At 71.8% G+C, this 23,090-nt stretch carries 21 protein-coding genes; 2 read left to right on the top strand and 19 right to left on the bottom strand.

The window, feature by feature from the left end:
• Positions 1-3: 3 nt before the first annotated feature.
• From SALPAC2_RS0123280 to SALPAC2_RS0123255, 6 genes are all read right to left on the bottom strand, one after another.
• Positions 4-1,692, bottom strand: coding sequence for a ribonuclease J (locus tag SALPAC2_RS0123280; RefSeq protein ID WP_018219030.1), 1,689 nt, complete (start codon positions 1,690-1,692; stop codon positions 4-6).
• 52 nt (positions 1,693-1,744) lie between these two features.
• Entirely contained in the window at positions 1,745-2,671 is a 927-nt protein-coding gene (dapA, locus tag SALPAC2_RS0123275) for a 4-hydroxy-tetrahydrodipicolinate synthase (RefSeq protein WP_018219029.1), read from the bottom strand.
• Positions 2,672-2,717: 46 nt separating this feature from the next.
• A complete protein-coding gene (gene thyX, locus SALPAC2_RS0123270) occupies positions 2,718-3,461 on the bottom strand; it encodes an FAD-dependent thymidylate synthase (RefSeq protein WP_026185065.1) in 744 nt (247 codons plus the stop codon).
• Positions 3,462-3,750: 289 nt separating this feature from the next.
• Positions 3,751-4,317 (bottom strand): DUF2752 domain-containing protein, encoded by a 567-nt coding sequence (locus SALPAC2_RS0123265; protein ID WP_018219027.1) that lies wholly within the window; start codon positions 4,315-4,317, stop codon positions 3,751-3,753.
• A complete protein-coding gene (locus tag SALPAC2_RS0123260) occupies positions 4,314-5,543 on the bottom strand; it encodes a winged helix-turn-helix domain-containing protein (RefSeq protein ID WP_018219026.1) in 1,230 nt (409 codons plus the stop codon). The genes SALPAC2_RS0123265 and SALPAC2_RS0123260 overlap by 4 nt, the downstream gene beginning before the upstream one ends.
• Positions 5,544-5,553: 10 nt before the next feature.
• Complete coding sequence (locus tag SALPAC2_RS0123255; RefSeq protein WP_018219025.1) at positions 5,554-6,792, bottom strand: glycosyltransferase 87 family protein; 1,239 nt, start codon at positions 6,790-6,792, stop codon at positions 5,554-5,556.
• 35 nt (positions 6,793-6,827) lie between these two features.
• Here SALPAC2_RS0123255 and SALPAC2_RS0123250 point away from each other — a divergent pair, with 35 nt between their 5' ends.
• Entirely contained in the window at positions 6,828-7,412 is a 585-nt protein-coding gene (locus tag SALPAC2_RS0123250; RefSeq protein WP_018219024.1) for a GNAT family N-acetyltransferase, read from the top strand.
• A gap of 36 nt (positions 7,413-7,448) precedes the next feature.
• Here SALPAC2_RS0123250 and dapB read toward each other — a convergent pair whose 3' ends face one another.
• From dapB to truB, 6 genes are all read right to left on the bottom strand, one after another.
• Complete coding sequence (dapB, locus tag SALPAC2_RS0123245; RefSeq protein ID WP_018219023.1) at positions 7,449-8,222, bottom strand: 4-hydroxy-tetrahydrodipicolinate reductase; 774 nt, start codon at positions 8,220-8,222, stop codon at positions 7,449-7,451.
• Positions 8,223-8,343: 121 nt separating this feature from the next.
• Complete coding sequence (locus SALPAC2_RS0123240) at positions 8,344-9,711, bottom strand: M16 family metallopeptidase (RefSeq protein ID WP_018219022.1); 1,368 nt, start codon at positions 9,709-9,711, stop codon at positions 8,344-8,346.
• A gap of 95 nt (positions 9,712-9,806) precedes the next feature.
• On the bottom strand, positions 9,807-12,170 hold the full coding sequence (locus SALPAC2_RS0123235) for a polyribonucleotide nucleotidyltransferase (RefSeq protein WP_018219021.1): 2,364 nt from the start codon (positions 12,168-12,170) through the stop codon (positions 9,807-9,809).
• 234 nt (positions 12,171-12,404) lie between these two features.
• Positions 12,405-12,674: a 30S ribosomal protein S15 gene (gene rpsO, locus SALPAC2_RS0123230; protein ID WP_018219020.1), complete on the bottom strand. Its 270-nt coding sequence runs from the start codon at positions 12,672-12,674 to the stop codon at positions 12,405-12,407.
• A gap of 223 nt (positions 12,675-12,897) precedes the next feature.
• Positions 12,898-13,827 carry a bifunctional riboflavin kinase/FAD synthetase gene (locus SALPAC2_RS0123225; protein WP_018219019.1) on the bottom strand — a complete coding sequence of 310 codons (930 nt, stop codon included), beginning with the start codon at positions 13,825-13,827 and terminating at the stop codon, positions 12,898-12,900.
• 38 nt (positions 13,828-13,865) lie between these two features.
• Entirely contained in the window at positions 13,866-14,801 is a 936-nt protein-coding gene (gene truB, locus SALPAC2_RS0123220) for a tRNA pseudouridine(55) synthase TruB (protein WP_026185063.1), read from the bottom strand.
• 96 nt (positions 14,802-14,897) lie between these two features.
• On the opposite strand from truB, the gene SALPAC2_RS0123215 reads away from it, so the two are divergent.
• Positions 14,898-15,200, top strand: coding sequence for a hypothetical protein (locus tag SALPAC2_RS0123215; RefSeq protein ID WP_018219017.1), 303 nt, complete (start codon positions 14,898-14,900; stop codon positions 15,198-15,200).
• Between the two features lie 95 nt (positions 15,201-15,295).
• On the opposite strand, the gene SALPAC2_RS0123210 is transcribed toward SALPAC2_RS0123215, so the two are convergent.
• From SALPAC2_RS0123210 to infB, 7 genes are all read right to left on the bottom strand, one after another.
• Positions 15,296-16,624 (bottom strand): MATE family efflux transporter, encoded by a 1,329-nt coding sequence (locus SALPAC2_RS0123210; RefSeq protein ID WP_018219016.1) that lies wholly within the window; start codon positions 16,622-16,624, stop codon positions 15,296-15,298.
• 513 nt (positions 16,625-17,137) lie between these two features.
• Positions 17,138-17,347 carry a DUF6186 family protein gene (locus SALPAC2_RS0123200; RefSeq protein ID WP_018219014.1) on the bottom strand — a complete coding sequence of 70 codons (210 nt, stop codon included), beginning with the start codon at positions 17,345-17,347 and terminating at the stop codon, positions 17,138-17,140.
• Positions 17,347-17,754 carry a hypothetical protein gene (locus tag SALPAC2_RS0123195; protein ID WP_018219013.1) on the bottom strand — a complete coding sequence of 136 codons (408 nt, stop codon included), beginning with the start codon at positions 17,752-17,754 and terminating at the stop codon, positions 17,347-17,349. Before SALPAC2_RS0123195 ends, SALPAC2_RS0123200 begins: the two co-directional genes overlap by 1 nt.
• A gap of 232 nt (positions 17,755-17,986) precedes the next feature.
• The gene (locus SALPAC2_RS0123190) at positions 17,987-19,033 is read right to left on the bottom strand and encodes a DHH family phosphoesterase (protein ID WP_018219012.1); all 1,047 of its coding nucleotides are present in this window, start codon (positions 19,031-19,033) and stop codon (positions 17,987-17,989) included.
• On the bottom strand, positions 19,030-19,500 hold the full coding sequence (gene rbfA, locus SALPAC2_RS0123185; RefSeq protein WP_018219011.1) for a 30S ribosome-binding factor RbfA: 471 nt from the start codon (positions 19,498-19,500) through the stop codon (positions 19,030-19,032). The genes SALPAC2_RS0123190 and rbfA overlap by 4 nt, the downstream gene beginning before the upstream one ends.
• Positions 19,501-19,655: 155 nt before the next feature.
• Complete coding sequence (locus tag SALPAC2_RS0123180) at positions 19,656-19,949, bottom strand: DUF503 domain-containing protein (RefSeq protein WP_018219010.1); 294 nt, start codon at positions 19,947-19,949, stop codon at positions 19,656-19,658.
• An 86-nt stretch (positions 19,950-20,035) separates the two neighbouring features.
• Positions 20,036-23,035, bottom strand: a complete 3,000-nt coding sequence (gene infB, locus SALPAC2_RS0123175; RefSeq protein ID WP_018219009.1) for a translation initiation factor IF-2 — start codon at positions 23,033-23,035, stop codon at positions 20,036-20,038.
• Positions 23,036-23,090: the final 55 nt, after the last annotated feature.

Here is a 23,090-nt window from a genome sequence, read left to right as displayed (position 1 = left end):
GGCTCAGACCTCCACCACGTTCGGCACGATCATGGGCCGACGGCGGTACGCGTCGTTGACCCACCGCCCCACCGTGCGCCGCACGATCTGCTGCAGCTGGTGCGGGTCGGTGATGCCATCGGAAGCCGCGCGGTTGAGCGCCTCGGTGATCAACGGCACCACCGGGCTGAACGCCTCCGGATCCTCGGAGAAGCCCTTCGCGGAGACGGTCGGCCCACCGACCACCTTCCCGGTGACCGAGTCGACCACCACGGTGGCCGCGATGAACCCGCCGTCGCCGAGGATCCGCCGCTCGGTGAGCAGGGACTCCGACACGTCCCCGACGGCGAGGCCGTCGACGTAGACGTACCGGCTCCTGACCCGTCCGACCACGCTGGCCCGCCCCTCGACCAGATCGACCACGTCGCCGTCCTCGCAGAGCACCACCCGATCGGCGGCGACCCCGGACTCGACGCCGAGCCGGGCGTGGGCGCGCAGGTGCCGCCACTCCCCGTGGACCGGCATCAGGTTGCTCGGCCGCACCATGTTGAGCAGGTAGAGCAGCTCGCCAGCGGGGGCGTGCCCGGAGACGTGCACCTTGGCCACGTCCTTGTGCACGACGACGGCACCCGCCCGGGCCAGCCGGTTGATCACCCGGAAGACCGAGGTCTCGTTGCCGGGCACCAGCGAGGAGGCGAGCACCACGGTGTCGCCGGGGGCGATGGTGATATGCCGGTGATCACCGCTGGCCATCCGACCCAGCGCGCTCATCGGCTCGCCCTGGCTGCCGGTCGACATCAGCACGATCTGGTCCGGCGGCATGCTGGTGGCCTCGTCGAGCCCGACGACCAGACCGGGTGGGATGTTCAGCAGACCGAGGTCGCGGGCGATGCCCATGTTGCGCACCATCGACCGGCCGATCAGCGCTACCTTGCGGCCATGCTCCACCGCGGAGTCGAAGACCTGCTGGACCCGGTGCACGTGCGAGGCGAACGACGCGACGATGATCCGGCCCCGAGCCTTGGCGAAGATCGAGTCGAGTACCGGACCGATCTCCCGCTCGGGCGTGACGAAGCCGGGGACCTCGGCGTTGGTGGAGTCGGACAGGAGCAGGTCCACCCCCTCCGCGCCGAGCCGCGCGAAGCCGGCCAGGTCGGTGATCCGACCGTCCAGCGGGAGCTGGTCCATCTTGAAGTCACCGGTGTGCAGCACCAGACCGGCCGGGGTACGGATGGCCACGGCGAGCGCGTCCGGGATGGAGTGGTTGACCGCGAAGAACTCACACTCGAAGGGGCCGAGCTGCTCCCGACCGCCCTCCCGCACCGTCAGCGTGTACGGCTGGATCCGCCGCTCGGCGAGCTTCGCCTCGACCAGGGCGAGGGTGAACTCCGAACCGACCAGCGGGATGTCCGGCTTGTGGGCGAGCAGGTACGGCACCGCACCGATGTGGTCCTCGTGGCCGTGCGTGAGCACGATCGCCTGCACGTCGTCGAGGCGGTCCAGGATCGGGGCGAAGTCGGGCAGGATCAGGTCCACGCCCGGCTGCTCCACGTCCGGGAAGAGCACGCCGCAGTCGACGACCAGTAGCTTCCCGTCGTACTCGAAGACGGTCATGTTCCGACCGATGGCGCCGAGCCCGCCCAGCGGAATGATCCGCAGCCCACCCTCGGGCAGCGGCGGTGGCAGTTCTGTCTCGATTCGCGCCTCGGTCACGCGTTCACCTCATTCTGCGACGCCGTCACCCGGCGTCCGTCGTGTCGTTCGTTCATTCAGGGAGGTCCAGGCCCGCCGCCGCACAGTCGGCGCGGAGCTGGGCGAGCTGGTCGGCGGTGGCGTCCACCAGCGGGGAACGGACCGGACCGGCGGGCAGCCCCTTCGCCGCCAGGCCGGCCTTGACCAGGATCGTGCCCGGAGCCCGGAAGATTCCCGTGTACAGCGGCAGCAGCCGGCGGTGCAGGGCGCGCGCCGTGGCGTTGTCCCCCGCGTCGAACGCCCGGATCAGCTCCTGGGTCCGCGCCCCGGTGAAGTGGGTCGACGTGCCGACCACCCCGACCGAACCCACCGCCAGCGCGGGCAGCAGCAGCGAATCCTCGCCGCTGTAGACGGCCAGACCGGTCCGGCTGGTCACCCAGCTGGTGGCGGTCAGGTCGCACTTGGCGTCCTTCACCGCGACGATCCGGCCGTGCTCGGCCAGGCGCACCAGCGTCTCGGTCTCGATCGCCACCCCGGCGCGGTGCGGGATGTCGTAGAGCATCACCGGCAACCCGCTGGCGTCGGCCACCGCGGTGAAGTGTCGCACCAGGCCCGCCTGCGGCGGCTTGCTGTAGTACGGCGTCACCACCAGCAGGCCGTGCGCTCCGGCCTTCTCCGCCGCGGCGGCCAGCTCGATGGTGTGCCGGGTGTCGTTGGTGCCGACCCCGGCCACCACCTTGGCCCGGTCGCCGACGGCCGCGACCACCGTCTGGATCAGGCGTTCCTTCTCCGCGTCGGTGGTGGTCGGCGACTCACCGGTGGTGCCGTTGACCACCAGCGCGTCGTTGCCCTGCTCGTCGACCAGGTAGTTCGCCAACCGGGCCGCACCATCCAGATCGAGCGCACCATCGGCGGCAAAGGGTGTCACCATGGCCGTGAGCACCCGCCCGAACGGCCGGGAGGCCGCCTGGGCGGGAGTGTCGGGGAGGTCACTCGTCATGCGTCCAACCTAGCGGACGGCCTCCGAGCCCCCGACGGGGAAGGGCTCAGGACACCTCCGCGTGCGGGCTGGTCGCCACCTCGGTGCCGTCGGGCAGGGAGGAGATCACGAAGTCGTTGAAGACACTCGGGGCCACCCCCTGCAGCTGGCGGAGGCACTCCACCGCCAGCTCGCGGATCTCCACGTCGGCGTGCTCGGTCGCCCGCATGCCGATAAAGTGCCGCCACGCCCGGTAGTTGCCGGTGACCACGATGCGGGTCTCGGTGGCGTTCGGCAACACGGCCCGCGCCGCCTGCCGCGCGCGCTTACGCCGCAGGGTGGCGTTGGGCTCGTCGGTGAAGCGCTGCTCCAGGCCCTCCAGCAGTTCGGTGTACGCCTGTACGCTCGCCTCGGCGGCCGCCACGAACCGCTTGTGTAGCTCCGGGTCGTCAGCGATCACGGCCGGCTCCACCATCGCCGCGTCCCGCTCCGGCACGTACCGCTGGGACAGCTGCGAGTACGAGAAGTGCCGGTGCCGGATCAACTCGTGGGTGAGCGACCGCGACACCCCGGTGAAGTAGAAGCTCACCGAGCTGTGCTCCAGCACGCTCAGGTGGCCCACCTCAAGAATGTGGGCGAGGTAGCCGGCGTTGGTCGCCGTCGCCGGGTTTGGCTTCTTCCAACTCTGGTAGCAGGCTCGCCCAGCGAACTCCGCGAGCGCCTGCCCCCCGTCGGCGTCAGTCGACCACCCCACGTCGTCCGGGGCCTCGAACTGGGTCCACGCAATGAGCTTGACCTGGGGCTGCACCATCTCCGACATTCCTGCGACTGTAGTGGCGCGACCGGCCCCGACGGAAATCGGACCCCCGGTCGGCGGGGGAGCTGCGCGTGGCGCGCAGCGGGCGCCGGGCGGCGCCTGGCGAGCGCCACGCGGTGCCTACCGCCACGAGCGACCTGCCTCCCGCCACGAGCCACTTACCTTCCGACCGGCGACCCACGACCGGCAAGGCCGACACCCGTACGCAGAACTCACCGATGGGGCAGCTCGACAGCGGCGAGAACCGGGTACCCGAAGGGCGGGGCCACGCTGCAGAGCCAAGTCAGACGTAGAGCGCGGTGAACGGCGCCCAGGGCAGGTTACGCGCCACGGAGAAAGCCAACCAGACGCCCAGGAAAACCCCGATCACCTTGTTGCTGATCCGCAGTTCGGGTAGCCGCCACCCGAAGGCCTGTCGACCCGCCCACACCACGAACAGGTACGCCAGGAAGGGAAGCGCGAAGACGAGGAGGAGATGGTGTCGGGCCGCGGCCGGCAGGTCGGCGTGCAGCAGATACCAGAGGGCCCGGGTGCCACCACAGCCCGGACAGTCGAGCCCGCTCGTCAGCTTGAGCAGGCAGGTGGGGGCCGCGTCCGGCGTGGACCGGGTCGGGTCGATCATCAGCGTGTAGCCGATGCCGGCGCCGATACAGCCCAGGGCGGCCAGCGGCACCGCCCACCGAGGCGCGCGTTGCTGGAGCCGGAGCACGAATCGGGTCAGTCGGTCCGGCTGCGGAGCCGGATAGACCGGCGCCGCCTCCACCGGCCAACCCTCCGGCGGCTGGTCGGCAGCATCAGTCGCCGCGGCGGCCCGGCTCTGCGGCCCGTCAACGCTCGTCACGTCGATCACGGTACACCCGCCACGCTCCTCAGGGCGGCGGCCAGCGGCACCGCTAGGTCACCTGCCGTCGGTGGCGCCACCGCAGCCAGGCCCAGCCAGCCGGCGAGCCGGTACAACTCGGCGGCGAGCGCGAGCGCCGTCTCACCCGCCTCCACGCCCGGCTCCTGCCACGCTGCCGGTACGAGGAGTACCCCGTTCTTCCGGTCGGCCTTCAGGTCGACCCGGGCCGTGAACCGCTCGCCCTGGAGAAACGGCAACACGTAGTAGCCGTACACCCGCTTCGGCGCCGGGACGTAGATCTCGATGCGGTAGCTGAAATCGAACAACCGCTGCGTGCGGCCCCGCTCCCAGACCAGCGGGTCGAAGGGGCTGACCAGCCGGTTGCCCCGCACCCAACGGGGCAGTCGGGCCTCGGCGTGCAGCCAGGCCGGCTGCCGCCAGCCCGCCACGGCTACCGGAAGCAGCTCCCCCGCCTCCGCCAGCTCGGCAATCGCCGCCCGCGCCGGCGCCAGCGGCAACCGGAAGTAGTCCCGCAGCTCCGGCTCCGCCGCCACGCCGAGGGAGCGGGCGGCCACGGCCACCAGCCTCCGGTACGCCTCGGCGTCGCTCGGGGTGGGCGCCGCCAGTACCGCCGGCGGCAGCACCTGCTCCGGCAGGGCGTAACGGCGGGCGAAGGACGTCGTACGCTCGGCGGCCGTCACCTCGCCGGACCAGAACAGGTACTCCAGCGCCCGCTTCGTCGCGGACCAGTTCCAGCCCCAGTTGCCGGTCACCCGGTCAGCGTCGTGCTCGATCTCCGCGGCGGTGATCGGCCCGCGGGCCGCTACCTCGTCCCGGACCCGCGCCACCAGTTCCGGCTGCTCCTCGGCGATCCGGCGCATGCCGCCCCAGGCCTGGCTCCGGGCCCGCGCCATCCGCCAGCGCAGCGCCGGCTGCAACGCGACCGGCACCAGCGACGCCTCGTGCCCCCAGTATTCGAAAAGATCCCGGGGCTGGCGGTACGCGGCCGCGTCGAGCAGCGTCGTCGGGTAGGGACCGAGGCGGCTGTAGAGCGGCAGATAGTGCGCCCGCTGGAGCACGTTGACCGAGTCCAGCTGGATCAGACCGACCCGGTCCAGCACGCGACGCAGGTGCCGGCGGGTGGGAACACCAGTCGGCGCGGGGTCGGTGAAACCCTGGGCTGCCAGGGCGATCCGTCGGGCTTGGGCGAGCGAGAGCGATTCCGGCGCGGTCATCGCGAGGAGACTAGGTCACCGGTACGACACCGCTCCGGGTTCGGCCCTCCTCCTCCTGCCCGGCCGTCTCGACCGCGGTCTGGTGCGTCGCGGTCCGGATCGGCAGGAACGCCAGCAGGGCCAGGCTGATCCAGACGTACGTGTTGCTGCCGAGGAAGCCGTCGATCCCGGTGAAGTCCCGCTGCCAGGCCCACACGATCCGGCTGATCAGGAACGCGTACGCGATGCCCACGGCCGCCAGTAGGCGGCGCCGCCGACGGCTGCCGGCGGGCGCGGCCATCGCGTTGTCCACCAACAGGATGAGCGCCGGCAGCAGCCAGACCAGATGGTGCACCCAGGTGACCGGGCTGACCAGACACATCAGCACACCGGTCAACGCCAGCCCGGTCGCCTCGTCACCGACCGCCACCGCCGACCGGGCCCGCCACACCCAGAGCGCCAGTACCACCACCACCAACGCCAGCCAGGCGACGGTGCTCGGATCCTCCGGGTTCAGCCGGGCCACCACTCCGCGCAGGGACTGGTTGGAGACGAAGGAGAGCTCGCCCACCCGGTTGGTGTTCCACAGCGCCTCGGTCCAGAACACCCGGGAGGCGTCCGGGAAGAGGGCGGCGGCGAACAGGGTCGCGCCGGCGGCGGTACCCATCGCGGTGACCGCCGCCCGCCAGCGTCCGGTCACCAGCAGGTAGACGATGAAGATCCCCGGGGTCAGCTTGATCGCGGTGGCCAGGCCGATGGTGGCACCGGCCCACCGGCTACCCGACGGCAGTAGCCGCAGTAGATCAACAGCCACCAGAAACAGCAGCAGCATGTTGACCTGGCCAAAGTTCACCGTCTCCCGCATCGGCTCGTACGCCGCGGCGAGGCAGAGCGCTACCGCGATGGCAAACCAGCGGGTCCAGCCAGCACGGCGCGAGATCGGGTCCAGCAGCCACCAGAGCAGCGCCAGGGTGACCACCACGCTCGCGGAGACGCTCAGCACGATCGCCACGTTCCAGGAGACGTACGCCATCGGCAGCATGACCAGGGCTGCGAACGGCGGGTAGGTGAAGCCGTACTGGGTGAACGGGCGCAGGAAGTCGTAGATCTCCCCGCCGTCATGCACCCAGTAACGGATCGCACCGTAGTAGACCCCAAGGTCAAAAAACCCGTGCCGTGCGGCCGCCACGGACAGGAACAGGGCCACCCCGACAGCGAGCCCGACCACACCGATCGCCTGTCTGACCGTCCGCTTGGCACCCTGCGCCATCGTCGCCTCCTCCACCCTGCGTAGGCTTTCGTGCCATGGCTCTCGGGTACGTCCGCCCGGCGCGTCCGCAGGACGCCGGCGAAATCGCACGCATCCAGCTCGCAACCTGGCGGGTCGCGTACCGCCGCATCCTGCCCCGGCAGGTGCTCGCGAACCTCGACGAGGCGTGGCTGGCCCGGCGGTGGACCGCAGCGGTGCAAGAGCCGCCCTCGGCCGCCCACCGGGTGCTGGTCGCCGTCGAACAGGCCGAGCAATCGTATCTGGTGGGATTCGCCGCCTCCGGCCCGGCCGACGTCGAGGCCCAGGCGCCCGGCGAACCCGCCGAAGCGCTGGGTCCGGACGTGGTCGCGGTCACCGACCTGCTGGTCGAGCCGCGCTGGGGTCGGCGCGGGCACGGCAGCCGGCTACTCGCCGCGGCGGTGGACCACTGGCGTGAGGACGGATTCACCCGCGCGGTGGCGTGGGCGTTCGACGCCGACACGGCGACCCGGGGGTTTCTGACCGGCACCGGGTGGGAGCCGGACGGGGCGACCCGCGCGTTGGACGTGGACGACATGCTGGTCGCCCAGTTACGACTACACGTCGCGATCCCCGCGGAATCGCCGGCCCCGGCGCACTGACGGCCCCGGGCGCACCGACGGCCCGGGGCGATCCGCTCAGTCGAGCAGGGCGTCCAGGCCGACCGTCAGGCCCGGCCGGTTGCGCACCTCGCGGGCGGCCAGCAGCACGCCGGGCATGAAGGACGCCCGGTCGTACGAATCGTGCCGGATGGTCAGCGTCTCGCCGGTGGCGCCGAAGAGCACCTCCTGGTGGGCGACGAGGCCGGTGGCGCGGACCGAGTGCACGCGTACGCCGTCGATGTCGCAGCCGCGGGCACCGGCCACCTCGTCCCGGGTGGCGTCTGGTGCCGGACCTTGACCGGCGGCGGCGCGGGCCGCCGCGATCAGGCGCGCGGTGTGCGTCGCGGTACCGCTCGGCGCGTCCAGCTTGCGCGGGTGATGCTGCTCGATGATCTCGACTGACTCGAAGTGGCGGGCGGCCCGTTCGGCGAACTGCATCATCAGCACCGCCCCGATGCCGAAGTTGGGGGCGACGACCACGCCCACTCCCGGCTTGCGGGCCAGCCAGCCGCGCATCCGCTCCAGCCGCGCCTCGGTGAAGCCCGTGGTGCCGACCACGGCACTGATGCCCTGGTCAATGCACCAGTGCAGGTTGTCCATGACCACGTCAGGGGTGGTGAAGTCGACGACCACCTCGGCTCCGGCATCGGAGGCGTTGAACAACCAGTCGCCCTGGTCGACCATGGCCACCAACTCCATGTCGGGGGCCGCGTCCACCGCCTTGCACACCTCGATGCCCATCCGGCCACGGGCGCCCAGCACCCCGACCCGGAGTGGCTCGTCCGCGCTCTTGTCCTGCTCGTCAGTCACAGCCGACAACCTATCCCAGCCGGGACACGAGCATCGCCCGGGTGGGTCGGGGTCGCCCGATGGACCGCGGCCCGGGATTCCCGGTGCCGGCGCTCCGGCTGGGGCAGCGATTCGGAGGTGGTCAGGCGGGGGTGGTCGGGGTCACTCCGGCGGCGAAGTCGGACTCGCCGAACGGACCCACCACCGCCAGCGACATCGGGCGCCGCAGCAACTCCGCGGCGAGTGCGTTCACGTCGGCCAGGGTGACCGCGTCCACCTGGGCCAACAGGGTGTCCACCGGCATCAGTTCGCCGTAGAGCAGCTCCCCCTTGGCCAGCCGGCTCATCCGGGAACCACTGTCCTCCAGGCCCAGCACGAACGCGCCCTTGCTCATGCCCTTGCCCCGGGCCAGCTCGGCCGCGGTGAGTCCGTCGGCGGCCATCCGGGCCAACTCCGCACGGATCAACTCCAACACCTCGTTGGCGCGACCCGGCGCACAGCCGGCGTAGACGGAGAACAGGCCGCTGTCGGCGTGCTGGCTGGCGTAGGAGTAGACCGAGTAGGCCAGTCCCCGCTGCTCGCGGATCTCCTGGAAGAGCCGGCTGGACATGCCGCCGCCGAGGATGTTGTTCAGCACCCCGAGGGCGAACCGACGCTCATCCCGCCGATCGATGCCGTCGCAGCCGAGCACGACATGCGCCTGCTCGGTCTCCTTCGGCCCCACCAGGGTGGTCGCCGGCTGCGTGCGTACCGCCGGGGTGGCGCTCCGGTACGTCGCAGGCGCCGCCGGGTCGGTGTCCAGCGGCGTGCCCTGCAGCGCCTGCCGGACCAGCTTGACCACGCTGGAGTGGTCCAGGTTCCCCGCGGCGGCGATGACGATCCGGGGCGGGGTGTAGTGCCGCCGGTAGAAGCCTTGGATCTGTCGCCGGGTCATCGGGGTGACCGTCTGTTCCGTCCCCGAGATCAGCCGGCCGAGCGGGTGCTCACCGTAGACGGCCCGGGCGAAGAGGTCGTGCACCTCGTCGCCGGGCTCGTCGTCGTGCATGGCGATCTCCTCGAGGATCACGCCCCGCTCGACCTCCACGTCCTCCGGGGTCAGCACCGAGTCGGCGACCAGGTCGCACATCACGTCGATGGCGAGGGGCAGATCGTCGTCGAGCACCCGCGCGTAGTAGCAGGTGTATTCCTTCGTGGTGAAGGCGTTGGTCTCGCCGCCGACCGCCTCGATCGCCGACGAGATCTCCAGTGCCGACCGCCGGTGTGTCCCCTTGAACAGCAGGTGCTCAAGGAAGTGGGCGGCACCGGACTGGGGGCCGGTCTCGTCCCGGGAGCCGACCGACACCCAGATGCCGAACGAGACGCTGCGCATCGCGGGAATGGCCTCGGTGAGGACCCGCAGCCCGCTGGGGAGCACGGTCCGGCGGACCGTGCCACCCAACGGGTCGTCGCTGAGCGTACGGGTTACGGCGCGGCTGGCCGCGCCGCCGGGAGCGCCCCGAAACGCGGCCACCCCCCGTCGTTCCGGTGTGGACGGTACGGAGACAGTCCGGCTCACGAAGGGCTCTCCCGGTTCGACGAGGGGTGGATGGTGCGCTGGTCCGACGGTCAGCTGCGCCGGGTACGGCGACGCGGACGCGACTCGCCGCCCTCACCGCCGTCGCCACGCTCGCCGCTGTCGCCACGGTCCGGGCCCCGGCCGCCGCGCTCGCGGTCACCACGGTCGCGCGGTCCCCGGTCGCCCCGGTCCCGACCCGCCGGCCGCTCGCCGGCGCCCTCCGCCGGGGCCTCGGCGCCCTCCGGGCGCACCTTGTCCAGGTAGACCTTGCCCCGCTGGTCGATGTCGGCGATCTCCACCTCGACCTTGTCACCGACGTTGAGGAAGTCCTCAACCTTCTCGACGCGCTTGCCGTCGCCCACCTTGGAGATGTGCAGCAGACCGTCGCGGCCGGGCAGCAGCGAGACGAACGCGCCGAAGGCGGCGGTCTTCACCACCGTGCCGAGGAAGCGGTCGCCCACCTTCGGCAGGGTCGGGTTCGCGATCCCGTTGATCCGCTCGACCGCGGCCTGCGCCGCGGGGCCGTTGGTCGCGCCGACGTAGATGGTGCCGTCGTCCTCGATCGAGATCTCGGCGCCCGTCTCGTCCTGGATGGCGTTGATCGTCTGCCCCTTCGGGCCGATCACCATGCCGATCTTGTCCACCGGGATCTTGACGGTGGTGACCCGCGGCGCGTAGTCACTCATCGTGGCCGGCGCCTCGATCGCCGCCTGCATCACCTGCAGGATCGTCTGCCGAGCCTCGTAGGCCTGCTGAAGCGCCGCGGCGAGCACGTCCGACGGGATGCCGTCGAGCTTGGTGTCGAGCTGCAGCGCGGTGACGAAGTCCGGCGTACCGGCGACCTTGAAGTCCATGTCACCGAAGGCGTCCTCGGCACCGAGGATGTCGGTCAGCGTCACGTACCGGGTCTTGCCCTCGACCTCGTCGGAGATCAGGCCCATGGCGATGCCCGCGACCGGCGCCTTCAGCGGCACCCCGGCGGAGAGCAGGCCGAGCGTCGAGGCACAGACCGAGCCCATCGAGGTCGAGCCGTTGGAGCCGAGCGCCTCGGAGACCTGCCGGATCGCGTACGGGAATTCCTCGCGCGAGGGCAGCACCGGGATCAGGGCCCGCTCGGCGAGCGCCCCGTGGCCGATCTCCCGCCGCTTCGGCGAGCCGACCCGGCCGGTCTCCCCGGTCGAGTACGGCGGGAAGTTGTAGTTGTGCATGTAACGCTTGGACTTCTCCGGGGAGAGCGTGTCCAGGGACTGCTCCATCCGGAGCATGTTCAGCGTGGTGACGCCCATGATCTGGGTCTCGCCCCGCTCGAAGATCGCCGAACCGTGCACCCGGGGCAGGACCCCGACCTCGGCGGTCAGCGGGCGAATGTCCCGCGGGTCACGGCCGTCCATGCGGACCTGCTCGCGCAGCACCCGGTTGCGGACCTCGGACTTGGTCAGCGACCGCAACGCGGCGGAGAGCTCCTTCTCCCGACCCTCGAAGCGCGGGCCGAGCTCCTCGAGCACCCGGGCCTTGATCCGGTCCAGGGCCTCCTCGCGGTCGGCCTTGCCGGCGATCTTCAGGGCCTCGGCCACGTCCTCCCGGGCCAGCTCCGCGACCGCGTCGTACGCGTCGTCGGAGTAGTCGAGGAAGACCGGGAACTCGGCGACCGGCTTCGCCGCCACCTCGGCCAGCTCGCTCTGCGCGCGGCACAGCTCACGGATGGCCGGCTTGGCTGCCTCCAGCCCGCTCGCCACGACCTCCTCGGTTGGTGCGGCGGCGCCGTCGGCGACCAGCTTCGCGGTGTGCTCGGTGGCCTCCGCCTCGACCATCATGATCGCGACGTCGCCGTCGGGCAGGGCGCGGCCGGCGACCACCATGTCGAAGGTGGCGCGCTCCAGCTCCTCGTGGGTCGGGAAGGCAACCCAGGAGCCGTCGATGTGGGCCATCCTGGTCGCCCCGATCGGGCCGGAGAACGGCAGGCCGGAGAGCTTCGTCGACATCGAGGCGGCGTTGATGGCCACCACGTCGTACGGGTGGCTGGGGTCGAGCGCCAGGACGGTCTCGACGACCTGGACCTCGTTGCGCAGGCCCTTGACGAACGAGGGGCGCAGCGGCCGGTCGATCAGCCGGCAGGTGAGGATCGCGTCCTCGCTGGGGCGCCCCTCCCGGCGGAAGAACGAACCGGGGATCCGGCCCGCCGCGTACATCCGCTCCTCGACGTCGACGGTCAGCGGGAAGAAGTCGAAGTGCTCCTTCGGCTGCCGACCGGCGGTGGTGGCGGAGAGGACGACCGTCTCGCCGAGCTGGGCGACGACGGAGCCGGCGGCCTGACGGGCCAGCCGGCCGGTGGAGAAGGTGATCACACGGGTGCCGAAGGCCCCGTTGTCGATCGTGGCGGTACGAGACTGAGTACCGAGGTTGCTCTCGGTCATCTGTGGTTGCGCTCCTTCGCGTCTACGGACCGCGACGCGCAGCTGCTCAGACGGCCGGTCTTCGATCGAAGCGCCCGGGCGGTTCGGCAAGGTGCCGGATGCCCGGAGGCCACTACCGGAGACCGGTGCGCTGACCGGCTCCCGGTGGTCGGGGGGTCGTGCGGCCCTGATTGTCGGAGTTTCTGGCGGTGAACCGGAGCGGGGGAGCAGCCGTTCGGCCACTCCCCCGTCACGTCACCGGCGCAGACCGAGCCGCTCGATGAGCGACCGGTAGCGGTTGATGTCCTTCTTCTGCACGTAGTTGAGCAGCCGACGGCGGCGGCCGACCAGCAGCAGCAGCCCGCGGCGGCTGTGGTGGTCATGCTTGTGCACCTTCAGGTGCTCGGTCAGACCCGCAATCCGCTTGGTGAGGACGGCCACCTGGACCTCCGGCGAACCGGTGTCACCCTCGACGGTCGCGTACTCCTCGCGGATCTTGGCCTTGTCCTGCTGGTCGAGCGCCATGTTCTCCCTGTTTCGGTGGGTTGATCGGTTTTGGGTCCGCCAGGTTGGGCTTCGCCCGGATGGCCGGGCGAAGCCCGGCGGCGGACGGTCCTCGCACCCGCGGCGTCGTGCAGGCACGCCAGGACCCACGTCGGTCGGCCGACGTCCCTGTCAGGCTACCAGCCGGTTCGGAAGCTCCGGGCCAGGGGCGGACCGGGGTGTCGAACCGGATCACCTTCCGTGCTCACCCCAGGGCTTGGCGGGTGCGCTCGACGTCCTCGGCCATCTGGGCCACCAACGGCTCAACCGAGTCGTAGCGGACCTGCCCGCGCAGGTGCGCCACGAAGTCCAGGGCCAGCCGCTCGCCGTACAGGTCCGCGTCGAAGTCGAGCACGTACGCCTCGACCCGCCGTTCCTGGCCGGAGAAGGTCGGGTTCGTGCCGATCGACACCGCCGCCCGCAGCGGCTCCCGCTGACCCCGCCGCACCAGGCGGGCGGCGTAGATGCCGTCGGCCGGGACCGCGGCGTACCGGTGGCAGAGCAGATTCGCGGTGGGGAAGCCCAGCTCGCGACCGCGCCCGTCGCCGCGGACCACCACGCCCTCCAGCCGGTGCGGCCGCCCCAGGGCGCTGGCAGCGGCCACCACGTCCCCGGCGGCGACACACGACCGGATGTACGTGGAGGAGAAGACCGTCCCCGCCTCGGCCACCAGGGGTGCCCCCTCGACGGCGTAGCCGAAGGTCCGGCCGAGCTGCTCCAGCAGCGCCACGTCCCCCGCGGCCCGATGCCCAAACCGGAAGTTCTCCCCCACCACGACCAGCGCGGCGTGCAGGTGCTCGACCAGAACGTCGTGCGCGAACGCCTCCGCCGACAGCCGGGAGAAGTCCGGGGTGAACGGCACCACGCAGAGCACGTCCACGCCGAGCGCCTCGATCAACTCGGCCTTCCGGGCCGGCTCGGTGAGCACCGCCGGGTGCGAACCCGGACGCACCACCTCGGCGGGGTGCGGATCGAAGGTGACCACCACCGACTTGACGCCGAGTTCGCGAGCCCGCGCCGCCGCGTGCCCGATGATCGCCTGGTGCCCCCGGTGCACGCCGTCGAAGACCCCGATGGTGACGACCGACCGGCCCCAACCGCCGGGCGCCGCGTCGTACCCCCGCCACCGCTGCATAACGCTCCTCCCCTGTCGCTGTCCCGACCGCCGCGCCGTCAGGCCGGGGCCAGCACGATCTCGGCACGGGCCCGACCGGCCCGCTCGCTGACGATAGCGACCAACCCGCCCGCCGGGCCGAAGACGGCGTACGGGCCGTCGATCCCCGCCGGGTCCAACGGACCGCCGTGGGAGAGCACCCGCTCCTCCTCGGCGGTCGCCTCCCGGCGCGGGAAGAACCGGTCGGCCGCCGCCGCGAGGGAGAGCGTGACCACCTCGGGTACCCGGCGCTCCAGCTCATCGAGGGTAGCGGCCTCGGCCAGGGTGAAACCGCCCACGGCGGTACGCCGCAGTGCGGTGAGGTGCCCGCCGACGCCGAGCGCCTGGCCGGCGTCCCGGGCGATCGCCCGCACGTACGTGCCGGAGGAGCAGGTGACGTCCACGTCCACGTCCACCACGTCCGGCTCGTCGCGCCGCAGCGCCCGTACGTCGAGCTGGGAGATGGTGACCCGCCGGGGCGGCAGGTCAACACTGGCCCCCTCCCGAACGCGGCGGTACGCCCGCTGACCGTCGATCTTGATGGCGCTGACCGCGCTCGGCACCTGGTCCACCGCACCGGTCTGCGCCGCCAGCACGGCCCGAACCGCCTCCTCGCTCACCTGACCAGCCGGGGCGCTGGAGATCACATCCCCCTCGGCGTCATCGGTGACCGTCGCCTGTCCCAGCCGAATCGTGGCGGCGTAGCTCTTGCCGGCCCCGATGACGTAGGTCAGCAGCCGGGTGGCTCGCCCTACGCCGAGGACCAGGACCCCGGTAGCCATCGGGTCGAGCGTGCCACCGTGCCCGACCCGCCGGGTCCGGGCCAGCCGGCGCACCCGCGCCACCACGTCGTGCGATGTCATGCCGCCGGGCTTGTCGACCACGATCAGTCCGTCTGCGCTCACGACCGCCAAGCCTGCCAGACGGGCGGGCCCGGCCGGCACCGGGACGCCCACTCGGACGTCCGTGCCACCCACCCGCTCCTTCCGCGACGAGTCGCATTGACACCTACTGCTACGAAGGGGCATCTAGCCCACCGGAGGTTCGTATCCATGTCGCCCCAGAGCCAGAGCCGGTTCCCGCGGCTGCACCAGCCGGAGCAGCCGCCCAGTCTCCCCGCCTGGATGCTCGACCCACCGCCCGCTCGGCGCACGGCTGGAGACCGGATCGCCACCGCACTGCTCGCGCTCCCGGGTGCCACCGCCCTGCGCCGCCGGTGGCAGGTGTGGCAGGCCCGACGGCGGCTGTACCAACGCTTCCCGAACACGATGAAGGTGGTCGGCTTCGTCGTGTCCTTCGCCGTGACCCTGGCGCTGGTGATGGCGGTGTACGTCCTGCTACCCAAATTGTCCTGACCCAAGCGGTTGGCGGCACGGGCCGGTGGTTGGGCCCGCCCAGCGGGTCCGGCCCGGCCAGCTCAGCCGACGGTGGAGCGGACGCTCGGCCGGCCTCAGGTCCGGACCGCGCCGACGACCGCCCAACGACCGGAGCGCAGGCGCAGCAGCAGGGCGGCCAGCCGGAGCACCACGAAAAAGGTGAGCCCAGCCCAGATCCCGCCGAGTCCGAGGTCCAGTCCGTACGCCAGCCAGATGGCCGGCAGAAATCCTCCCAGCGCCGCCACGATCGTGAGGTTCCGCAGGTAGCGGATGTCCCCCGCACCGATCAACACCCCGTCCAGGGCGAAGACGACGCCCGCCAGCGGCAACATCGCGACGAACCAGGGCCAGGCCACCATCGCCTCCGCGCGGACCTGCCCATCGGCGCTGAACCAGCCCGGTACCACTCCGGCGCCTGCGGCGATTACCAGCGCGAACGCCACGCCGCAGCCGGCGCCGAGCAATCCGATCCGGCGGGCCAGTCCACGGGCAGCGGCCGCGTCGTCGGCACCCAGCGCGGCGCCGACCAGGGCCTGCGCGGCGATGGCGAGCGCGTCGAGCACCAGGGCGGTGAAGAACCAGAGTTGCAGGACGATCTGGTGGGCACCGACCGCCGCCGCGCCGAAACGGGCCGCCACCGCGGTGGCGGAGAGGAAACTCGCCTGGAAGGCGACGCCGCGGATGAGCAGGTCCCGACTGAGCACAAGCTGCTGGGCGAGGACCCGGGGCCGGGGGCGGAGGGCCACCCGCTCGGCGACCAGCGCCCCGGCGAAGAGCGCACCAGAGATCGTCTGCGCCACGACGTTGGCCACCGCCGATCCGGGCAGGCCGAGCCCGACGGGATAGACCAGCACCGGGCAGAGCACCGCGGAGAGCAGACTCGGGCCGAGTACGAACCACAGCGGCCGCCGGGTGTCCTGGACGCCCCGCAGCCAGCCGTTGCCAGCAGCGGCGAGGAGCAGACCCGGTGCGCCGAGCGCCGCGATCCGCAGCCACTGCGCGGCGGCCTCCGCCACGTCGTTGTCCGCCCCGACGAGGGCACGGGCGAGCACGCCGCCGCCGACCTGCATGCCGACTGCGACGAAGACCCCCACCGCGAGCGCGAGCCAGGAGGCTTGGACCCCCTCGGCGACGGCGGCGGTGCGGTCACCAGCCCCGAACCGCCGGGCGGAGCGTCCGGTGGTGCCGTAGGCGACGACCGTGCCCAGCCAGGCGATGAGCGTCAGCACGGTGCCGCCGATCGCCAACGCGGCGAGCGGGACCCGGCCGAGGTGTCCCACCACCGCCGTGTCCACCAGCACGTACAGCGGTTCGGCGGCGAGCACCACGAGGGCGGGCAGGGCGAGCGCGGCGATCCGGCGGGGCGAGGCGGAGCGGGTTGCGGAGGCGGCCGGCGGGTTCATCGTCGCCGATCCTGGCACGGCCCGGTAAGGACCGCAAACCGGACAATCACTTACCAGCGGTTCGCGGCGCCGGACAACGGGCGGCCAGCGCCGCCCGTCGAAGAGGGCGTCAGCCGGTCGGCGACGTCACTGGCGCGTGTCCATCGAGGTCTGCAGCGCACGGCGCAGCTGTTCACGCGCCTCGTCAGCGGTGTCGGGCTTGGGCTTGTTCGGCATGGGAAACCCCTTCCAGGGCGCGAGCCACCATGCAGCGGTGGAACTCACGGGCAAGGTCTGCCACCCGCGGGCGTCCGGGGTTGCCGGAGCAGCGCACGGAGCAGCGAGCCCGGGTCGGTCCGACCCTGGAGAGCGGCGACGCCGGGTACGGCCCCACCACCCACGACCAGCACCGTCAGCACGGCATCGGTCAATACCCAAGCTATCGTTCAGGTCTGTCCACCGCCGGCTGTTCCCATCATCCGGGCGGAGCCAGAGCTCCGGGGGCCGGTCGCCGGCCAGCGCGAAAACGGCACCTCAACGAGCCAGGAAGTGCCAGCCCAGCCACCACCAGAAACCGAAGAGCCCAATCCGGCCGACCGGCACCGAGCCGACCTCGTACCGCATGACGTACGCGCAGACCTCACCGAGGGTGGGGATGCGGGACCCCTCCCGGCGGGCCGCCAACTCCACCGCGACAAAGAGCGCCACCGCCACCAGGAAACCGCCGATCGCCAGTGTCCGCATCATCGCCGCACCAGCCCCCAGAATGCGGACAACCAGGCCAGCCAACCCGCCGAACGGATCACCCCGTCCTCCAGCAGTGGATCCGCCAGCAGGGAGAAAGTCGGGAAATCATCACCGGCAGCAGCCGCGAAGGTGGCCCCCTCGAAGACCACGAACACCACCACCGGCAACGTCCACCACACCGCACCCCGGTCCAGCCGAACCGGCGCGGGTCGCCGGGGCACCCGGTTACCCAGGCCGAGCCAGATCAGGACACCACCGGTACCGAGCGTCCACAGATTCGCCTCAATCGAGAAGGACGGAAACCGGCCACCCACCAACGACAGGCAGACGAGCACCGGCACGGTGACAGCGGGACGATCCCAGGCGCGCGGCGCCTCGATGGTCAGGTCACAGGGCTGTTCCATTCCGCAATTCTGCCCATCGTTACCAACGGCGGGAAGACCGAACACCCGTAAGCCGACCCTGATCTTTGTCGCCGATCATCAGCCGAAAGGCCAGCCAGCAGTTAACCGCAAGACTGACCTGACCGTTGCCGCAAGGCACCCCGACCGTTAACGCAGGGCATAACGACAGCTAGCGCAGGGCTACCCGACTGTTACCGCGAAGCCGACCAGACCGACACCGCGCGGCCGCCCCTCAACCGCCGGTCGGGGCGAGTAGCGCCTCGGCCAGCTCCCGTCGGACCGCCTCCAGCACCTCGTCGGCGCCGCCCCGGCCGGTGAAGCCCGCGGCGAGCCGGTGCCCTCCGCCGCCCAAGGCCATCGCCACCCGGCTCACGTCCACCGCGCCCTTACTCCGCAACGACACCGCCCACTCGCCGTCGGCGGTCTGCTTCACCACGCAGCTCACGTCGGCCTCCGCCGTGCACCGCACCGCATCGATCAGCGCCTCCAGCACGTACGCCGGCTGCCCGTGCCGGGCCAGGTCCTCCTGGCTCGCCCAGGTCCACACCAGGCCGTGACCGCCCGCCGCGGCGGGCTCCAGCCGGGCCCGGCCGACCACCTCGGCGCAGAGCCGCACGGCACCGAACGGGCGGGTGTCCAGGACGCGGAGGGAGATCTCACCGGGACGAATGCCCGTGGCGAGGAGCCGGGCCGCGAACCGGTGCACCGCCGCGGTGGTGGCCGCGTACCGGAACGAACCGGTGTCGGTGGTCAACGCCACGTAGAGACACTCCGCGATCTCCGCGTCGAGCGGCACCCCCAGCCGGTTGAGCAGCTCGTCCACGAGCACCGCGGTGGCCGCCGCCCCCGGCTCCACCAGATTGATCGCGCCGAAGCCGGGGTTCGACGCGTGGTGGTCGAGCACCAACGTGCTGCCGGCGGTCGTCAACCGGTCAGCCAGCTCCCCCAACCGGGACTCGCTCGCCGCGTCGAAGCTGATCAGAAGGTCCGGATCGGCAACCGCCTCCGCCGCCGGAACCAGCAGCTGCTCACCGGGCAGCCCGCGCAGCGGCTCCGGGAGCTGCGGCGGGCCGGGAAAGGCGGCCTGTACCTGTCGCAGACCAAGCCGGCGCAGGCCGAGAGCGAAGCCGAGCATGCTGCCGAGGGCATCGCCGTCCGGGTTCACATGACAGACCAGCAGCACCCGCCCTGCGGCCGGCACTGCCCGGACCGCGGCCACCGCCGCCGCCCAGTCGGCCTCCGTCGGCGCGGACCGCGCCCCGGCGGCGGAGTCGGTCACCGTTGCTCCCCGCCCGGCGGCGGCACCTCGTCCCCGGCCGCCTCGGACTCCTCCTCCAGCCGGTACGGCTGGGACTCACCCGCATACTCGGCCCGGGTGGCGAGGCGCTGCACCTCGGCATCCGCGTGGCGGGCCTGGGCGAGCAGGTCGTCAATGTGCTTGACCTGGTCCTGAACGTCATCCAGGACGAAGGTCAGCGTCGGCGAGTGGCGCAGCCCCAGCGCCTTCCCCACGGTGCTGCGTAACATGCCCTTGGCGCTCTCCAACGCCGCGGCGGTGCTCGCCTGGGCGGCCGCATCGCCGAGCACCGTGTAGAAAACTGTGGCGTCGCGGAGGTCGGCGGTGATCCGCGCATCCGTGATGGTGATCATGCCAAGCCGGGGATCCTTGATCTGGCTACGCACCACCGACGCCACCAGCTCACGCACCCGCTCCGCGTGCCGGCGCACCTTGGCCGGATCCGACATCTCGCCACCTCCAGGCGTACCGCTCCCGGCCGCCGGGCACCCGGAGTGCCCAAACCGCCGGCCATCACCACGAACACTACCCGCGCCGCCGGTCCGCCCGTACGTCGCCGGTGCGGTGACCGCCCACGGGGCAGCCCCGCAGCGACGCCAGTGGATCAGTCGTCCGCGCCGTACAGTCGCCGCCGCATCGACAACAGCTCCACCTCGGGACGGGAGGCAACCAGGCGCTCACACGAGTCGAGCACCTCGCGTACGTGCGCCGCCGTCGCGGCCACCACCGCGACGCCAATCTCCGCCCGCCCGTGCAGGTCGAGCGCCCCCACCTCGGCGGTGGAGACCTCGACGCGGCGCAGCGCCGCCACGATCGGCCGAACGTAGGACCTCTTGGCCTTCAGCGACCGGGAGTCGCCCGGCAGGAGAAGGTCGAATACCGCAGTTCCGGTGAACATCGTCCCGGAGACTACGGACGAAGCCGGACATGATCAAGGGGTTTACGCCGCCTGGCGTAAACCCCTTGACCTGTGTCCCTACCGGATCAGGCGCGCGCCTTCTCCCGCATCTCGAAGGTCTCGATCACATCGCCGACCTGGACGTTGTTGAAACCGGCCAGGGTCAGACCGCACTCGAAGCCCTCGCGCACCTCGGTCGCGTCGTCCTTGAACCGCTTGAGCGAGCTGATGGTGACGTTGTCCGCCACCACCGCGCCGTCGCGTAGCAGTCGGGCCTTGGCGTTGCGTCGGAGCAGACCCGACCGGACGATGCAACCGGAGATGTTGCCGACCTTGGACGAACGGAACACCTCGCGGACCTCCGCGGTGCCCAGCTCGACCTCCTCGTACTCCGGCTTGAGCAGGCCCTTGAGCGCCGCCTCGATCTCCTCGATGGCCTGGTAGATGACGGTGTAGTACCGCATCTCCACGCCCTCGCGGTCGGCCATCTCGCGGACCTTGTTGGCGGCCCGCACGTTGAAGCCGATGATCGTGACCGCCTCCGACGAGGCGCTCGCGAGCATGACGTCGCTCTCGGTGATCGCCCCAACGCCCCGGTGGATGATCCGTAGCTGGACCTCCTCGGGGATGTCGAGGTTGAACAGGGCATCCTCGAGCGCCTCCACGGAACCGGAGACGTCGCCCTTGAGCACCAGGTTGAGCGAGGTCTTCTCGCCCGCCTTGAGCTGCTCCATGAGCGTCTCGAGGGTGGCCCGACCGCGGGAGTTGGCGAACGCCGCCGCCCGCCGCCGCGCCTGCCGCTGCTCGGCGATCTGCCGTACGGTGCGGTCGTCCTCGGCGGCCAGGAACGTGTCGCCCGCCCCCGGCACCGCGGTCAGACCCAGCACCAGCACCGGACGAGACGGACCCGCCTCGGCGACCTGGTTACCGTTCTCGTCGAGCATCGCCCGAACCCGGCCGTGCGCCCCACCGGCGACGATCGAGTCGCCCGCCCGCAGGGTGCCCTTCTGCACCAGCACCGTCGCCACCGCGCCCCGGCCCTTGTCCAGGTGCGCCTCGATCGCCACACCCTGCGCCGGGCCGTCGGTCGGAGCGGTCAACTCCAGCGACGCGTCCGCGGTCAGCAGGACCGCCTCGAGCAGGCTGTCGATCCCGGTACCGGGCTTGGCCGCCACGTTGACGAACATGGTGTCGCCGCCGTACTCCTCGGCGACCAGTCCGTACTCGGTCAGCTGTTGGCGAACCTTGTCCGGGTTGGCGTCCGGCTTGTCGACCTTGTTGACCGCCACCACGATCGGCACGTCGGCCGCCTTGGCGTGGTTCAACGCCTCGATCGTCTGCGGCATCACCCCGTCGTCGGCCGCAACGACCAGGATCACGATGTCGGTGACCTGGGCGCCACGGGCACGCATGGCGGTGAACGCCTCGTGACCGGGGGTGTCGATGAAGGTGATCGCCCGGTCCTGGTCCTCGTGCGGTACGTGGACCTGGTAGGCGCCGATGTGCTGGGTGATGCCACCCGCCTCGCCGGCCACCACGTTCGCCTTCCGGATCGCGTCCAGAAGCTTCGTCTTACCGTGGTCGACGTGACCCATGACGGTCACCACCGGCGGCCGGCTGACCAGACGGTCCTCCGCCACCTCGGCGTCGAGGTCGATGTTGAACTGCGCGAGCAGCTCGCGGTCCTCGTCCTCCGGGCTGACGATCTGGACGACGAAGCCCAGGTGCTCACCCAACAGCAACAGGGTGTCGTCGGAGCAGGACTGGGTCGCGGTCACCATCTCGCCCAGGTTGAACATCTCCTGGACCAGCGAACCCGGGTTGGCGTTGATCTTGTCGGCGAAGTCCGACAGCGAGGCGCCGCGGGACAACCGGACGGTCTGACCCTGGCCCCGGGGCGCACCCGAGGACATGGTCGGGGCCGACAGGTTGTCGAACTCCTGTCTGCGCTGCTTCTTCGACTTGCGACCGCGAGTCGGCCGACCACCGGGACGCCCGAAGGCACCCGCGGCACCGCCACCGCGACCACGGCCACCGCCACCGGGACGACCGCCACCGGGGCCGCCGCGGAAACCGCCGCCGCCACCACCGGGGCCGCCGCGGTAACCACCACCGCCGCCGCCACCGCCGCCGGGGCCGCCGCGGTAACCACCACCGCCGCCACCGCCGCCGCCGCCGCGGTAACCACCACCGCCGCCGCCGGGACGACCGGCGCCGCCACCACCACCGGGACGACCGGAACCGGGACCGCCGGGGCGGCCGGGACGCTGGCTCGGCATGGAGGCCGGGCTCGGCCGCGGCGGCATGGAGGCCGGGCTCGGCCGCGGCGGCATGGAGGCCGGGCTCGGCCGCGGGCCACCCGCACCGGCGGCCGGGGGACGCTGCTGGCCGCCCTGGATGCCGAACGGGTTGTTACCGGCGCCACGCGCCGGCGGACGACCGCCGGACCGGGGCCCGGGGCCCGGAGTGGGCCCGCCGGAACGTCCGGCGGCCGGAGAGCCGGGCCGGGGCGGCATCGTGCCGGGACCGGGGCGGGGACCCGGGCGCGGACCACCCTCGGTGGGCGGCTCCCGCCGGACGTTCTCCCGCTGCTGCTGCCGGGCAGCCTGCGCGGCCTTGACCGCGGCCTCCTGCTCGGCCTTCAGCGCGGCGGCACGCGCCTCGGCGGCCGCCACCTCAATGTCGTGGGCGCTCGCCGGCTTGGCGGCCGGTGTCGCGGCCTGCGGCGGACCCGGAACCGGACCCTTGGGTTTCGGGCCGGGCGTCGGGGCACCCGGCCGCCGCGGCGGCATGGGCTTGGCCGTGACGCGGGATCCGCCCGGAGGCGGCGCCGGGGTCGGGGCCCGGGGAGGGGTTGGGGTTGGGGTCGGGGTCGGGGTCGGCGGGGTCGCCGCCGGCGGGGCTGCCGGCGCGGGCGAGCCGGCGTTGTTGACGAACGCGTTACGCAACCGTCGGGCGACCGGCGCCTCGACAGTGCTGGACGCGGACTTCACGAACTCGCCCATCTCCTTGAGCTTGGCGAGAACGGTCTTGCTTTCGACCCCGAGCTCCTTGGCGAGCTCGTGTACGCGGGCCTTTCCTGCCACTGCACTCCTCATTCCGAGGTCGTGCGGGCAGCACCCGCAGCGACCTCACTCGTGC

It is taken from the genome of Salinispora vitiensis (assembly GCF_000378825.1).
GTDB lineage: Bacteria > Actinomycetota > Actinomycetes > Mycobacteriales > Micromonosporaceae > Micromonospora > Micromonospora vitiensis.
This window is presented reverse-complemented; position numbering and strand designations above follow the sequence as displayed.

Bases quoted from the DNA above. Each gene is read 5' to 3' on its own strand.
- SALPAC2_RS0123215 (WP_018219017.1), top strand. From the start codon at position 14,898: ATGTCGCCCCAGAGCCAGAGCCGGTTCCCGCGGCTGCACCAGCCGGAG.
- SALPAC2_RS0123255 (WP_018219025.1), bottom strand. From the start codon at position 6,792: ATGGCGCAGGGTGCCAAGCGGACGGTCAGACAGGCGATCGGTGTGGTC.
- dapA (WP_018219029.1), bottom strand. From the start codon at position 2,671: ATGACGAGTGACCTCCCCGACACTCCCGCCCAGGCGGCCTCCCGGCCG.
- SALPAC2_RS0123180 (WP_018219010.1), bottom strand. From the start codon at position 19,949: ATGTTCACCGGAACTGCGGTATTCGACCTTCTCCTGCCGGGCGACTCC.
- rbfA (WP_018219011.1), bottom strand. From the start codon at position 19,500: ATGTCGGATCCGGCCAAGGTGCGCCGGCACGCGGAGCGGGTGCGTGAG.
- SALPAC2_RS0123195 (WP_018219013.1), bottom strand. From the start codon at position 17,754: ATGGAACAGCCCTGTGACCTGACCATCGAGGCGCCGCGCGCCTGGGAT.
- rpsO (WP_018219020.1), bottom strand. From the start codon at position 12,674: ATGGCGCTCGACCAGCAGGACAAGGCCAAGATCCGCGAGGAGTACGCG.
- SALPAC2_RS0123235 (WP_018219021.1), bottom strand. From the start codon at position 12,170: ATGACCGAGAGCAACCTCGGTACTCAGTCTCGTACCGCCACGATCGAC.
- SALPAC2_RS0123250 (WP_018219024.1), top strand. From the start codon at position 6,828: ATGGCTCTCGGGTACGTCCGCCCGGCGCGTCCGCAGGACGCCGGCGAA.
- SALPAC2_RS0123260 (WP_018219026.1), bottom strand. From the start codon at position 5,543: ATGACCGCGCCGGAATCGCTCTCGCTCGCCCAAGCCCGACGGATCGCC.
- SALPAC2_RS0123200 (WP_018219014.1), bottom strand. From the start codon at position 17,347: ATGCGGACACTGGCGATCGGCGGTTTCCTGGTGGCGGTGGCGCTCTTT.
- SALPAC2_RS0123210 (WP_018219016.1), bottom strand. From the start codon at position 16,624: ATGAACCCGCCGGCCGCCTCCGCAACCCGCTCCGCCTCGCCCCGCCGG.
- thyX (WP_026185065.1), bottom strand. From the start codon at position 3,461: ATGGTGCAGCCCCAGGTCAAGCTCATTGCGTGGACCCAGTTCGAGGCC.
- SALPAC2_RS0123225 (WP_018219019.1), bottom strand. From the start codon at position 13,827: ATGCAGCGGTGGCGGGGGTACGACGCGGCGCCCGGCGGTTGGGGCCGG.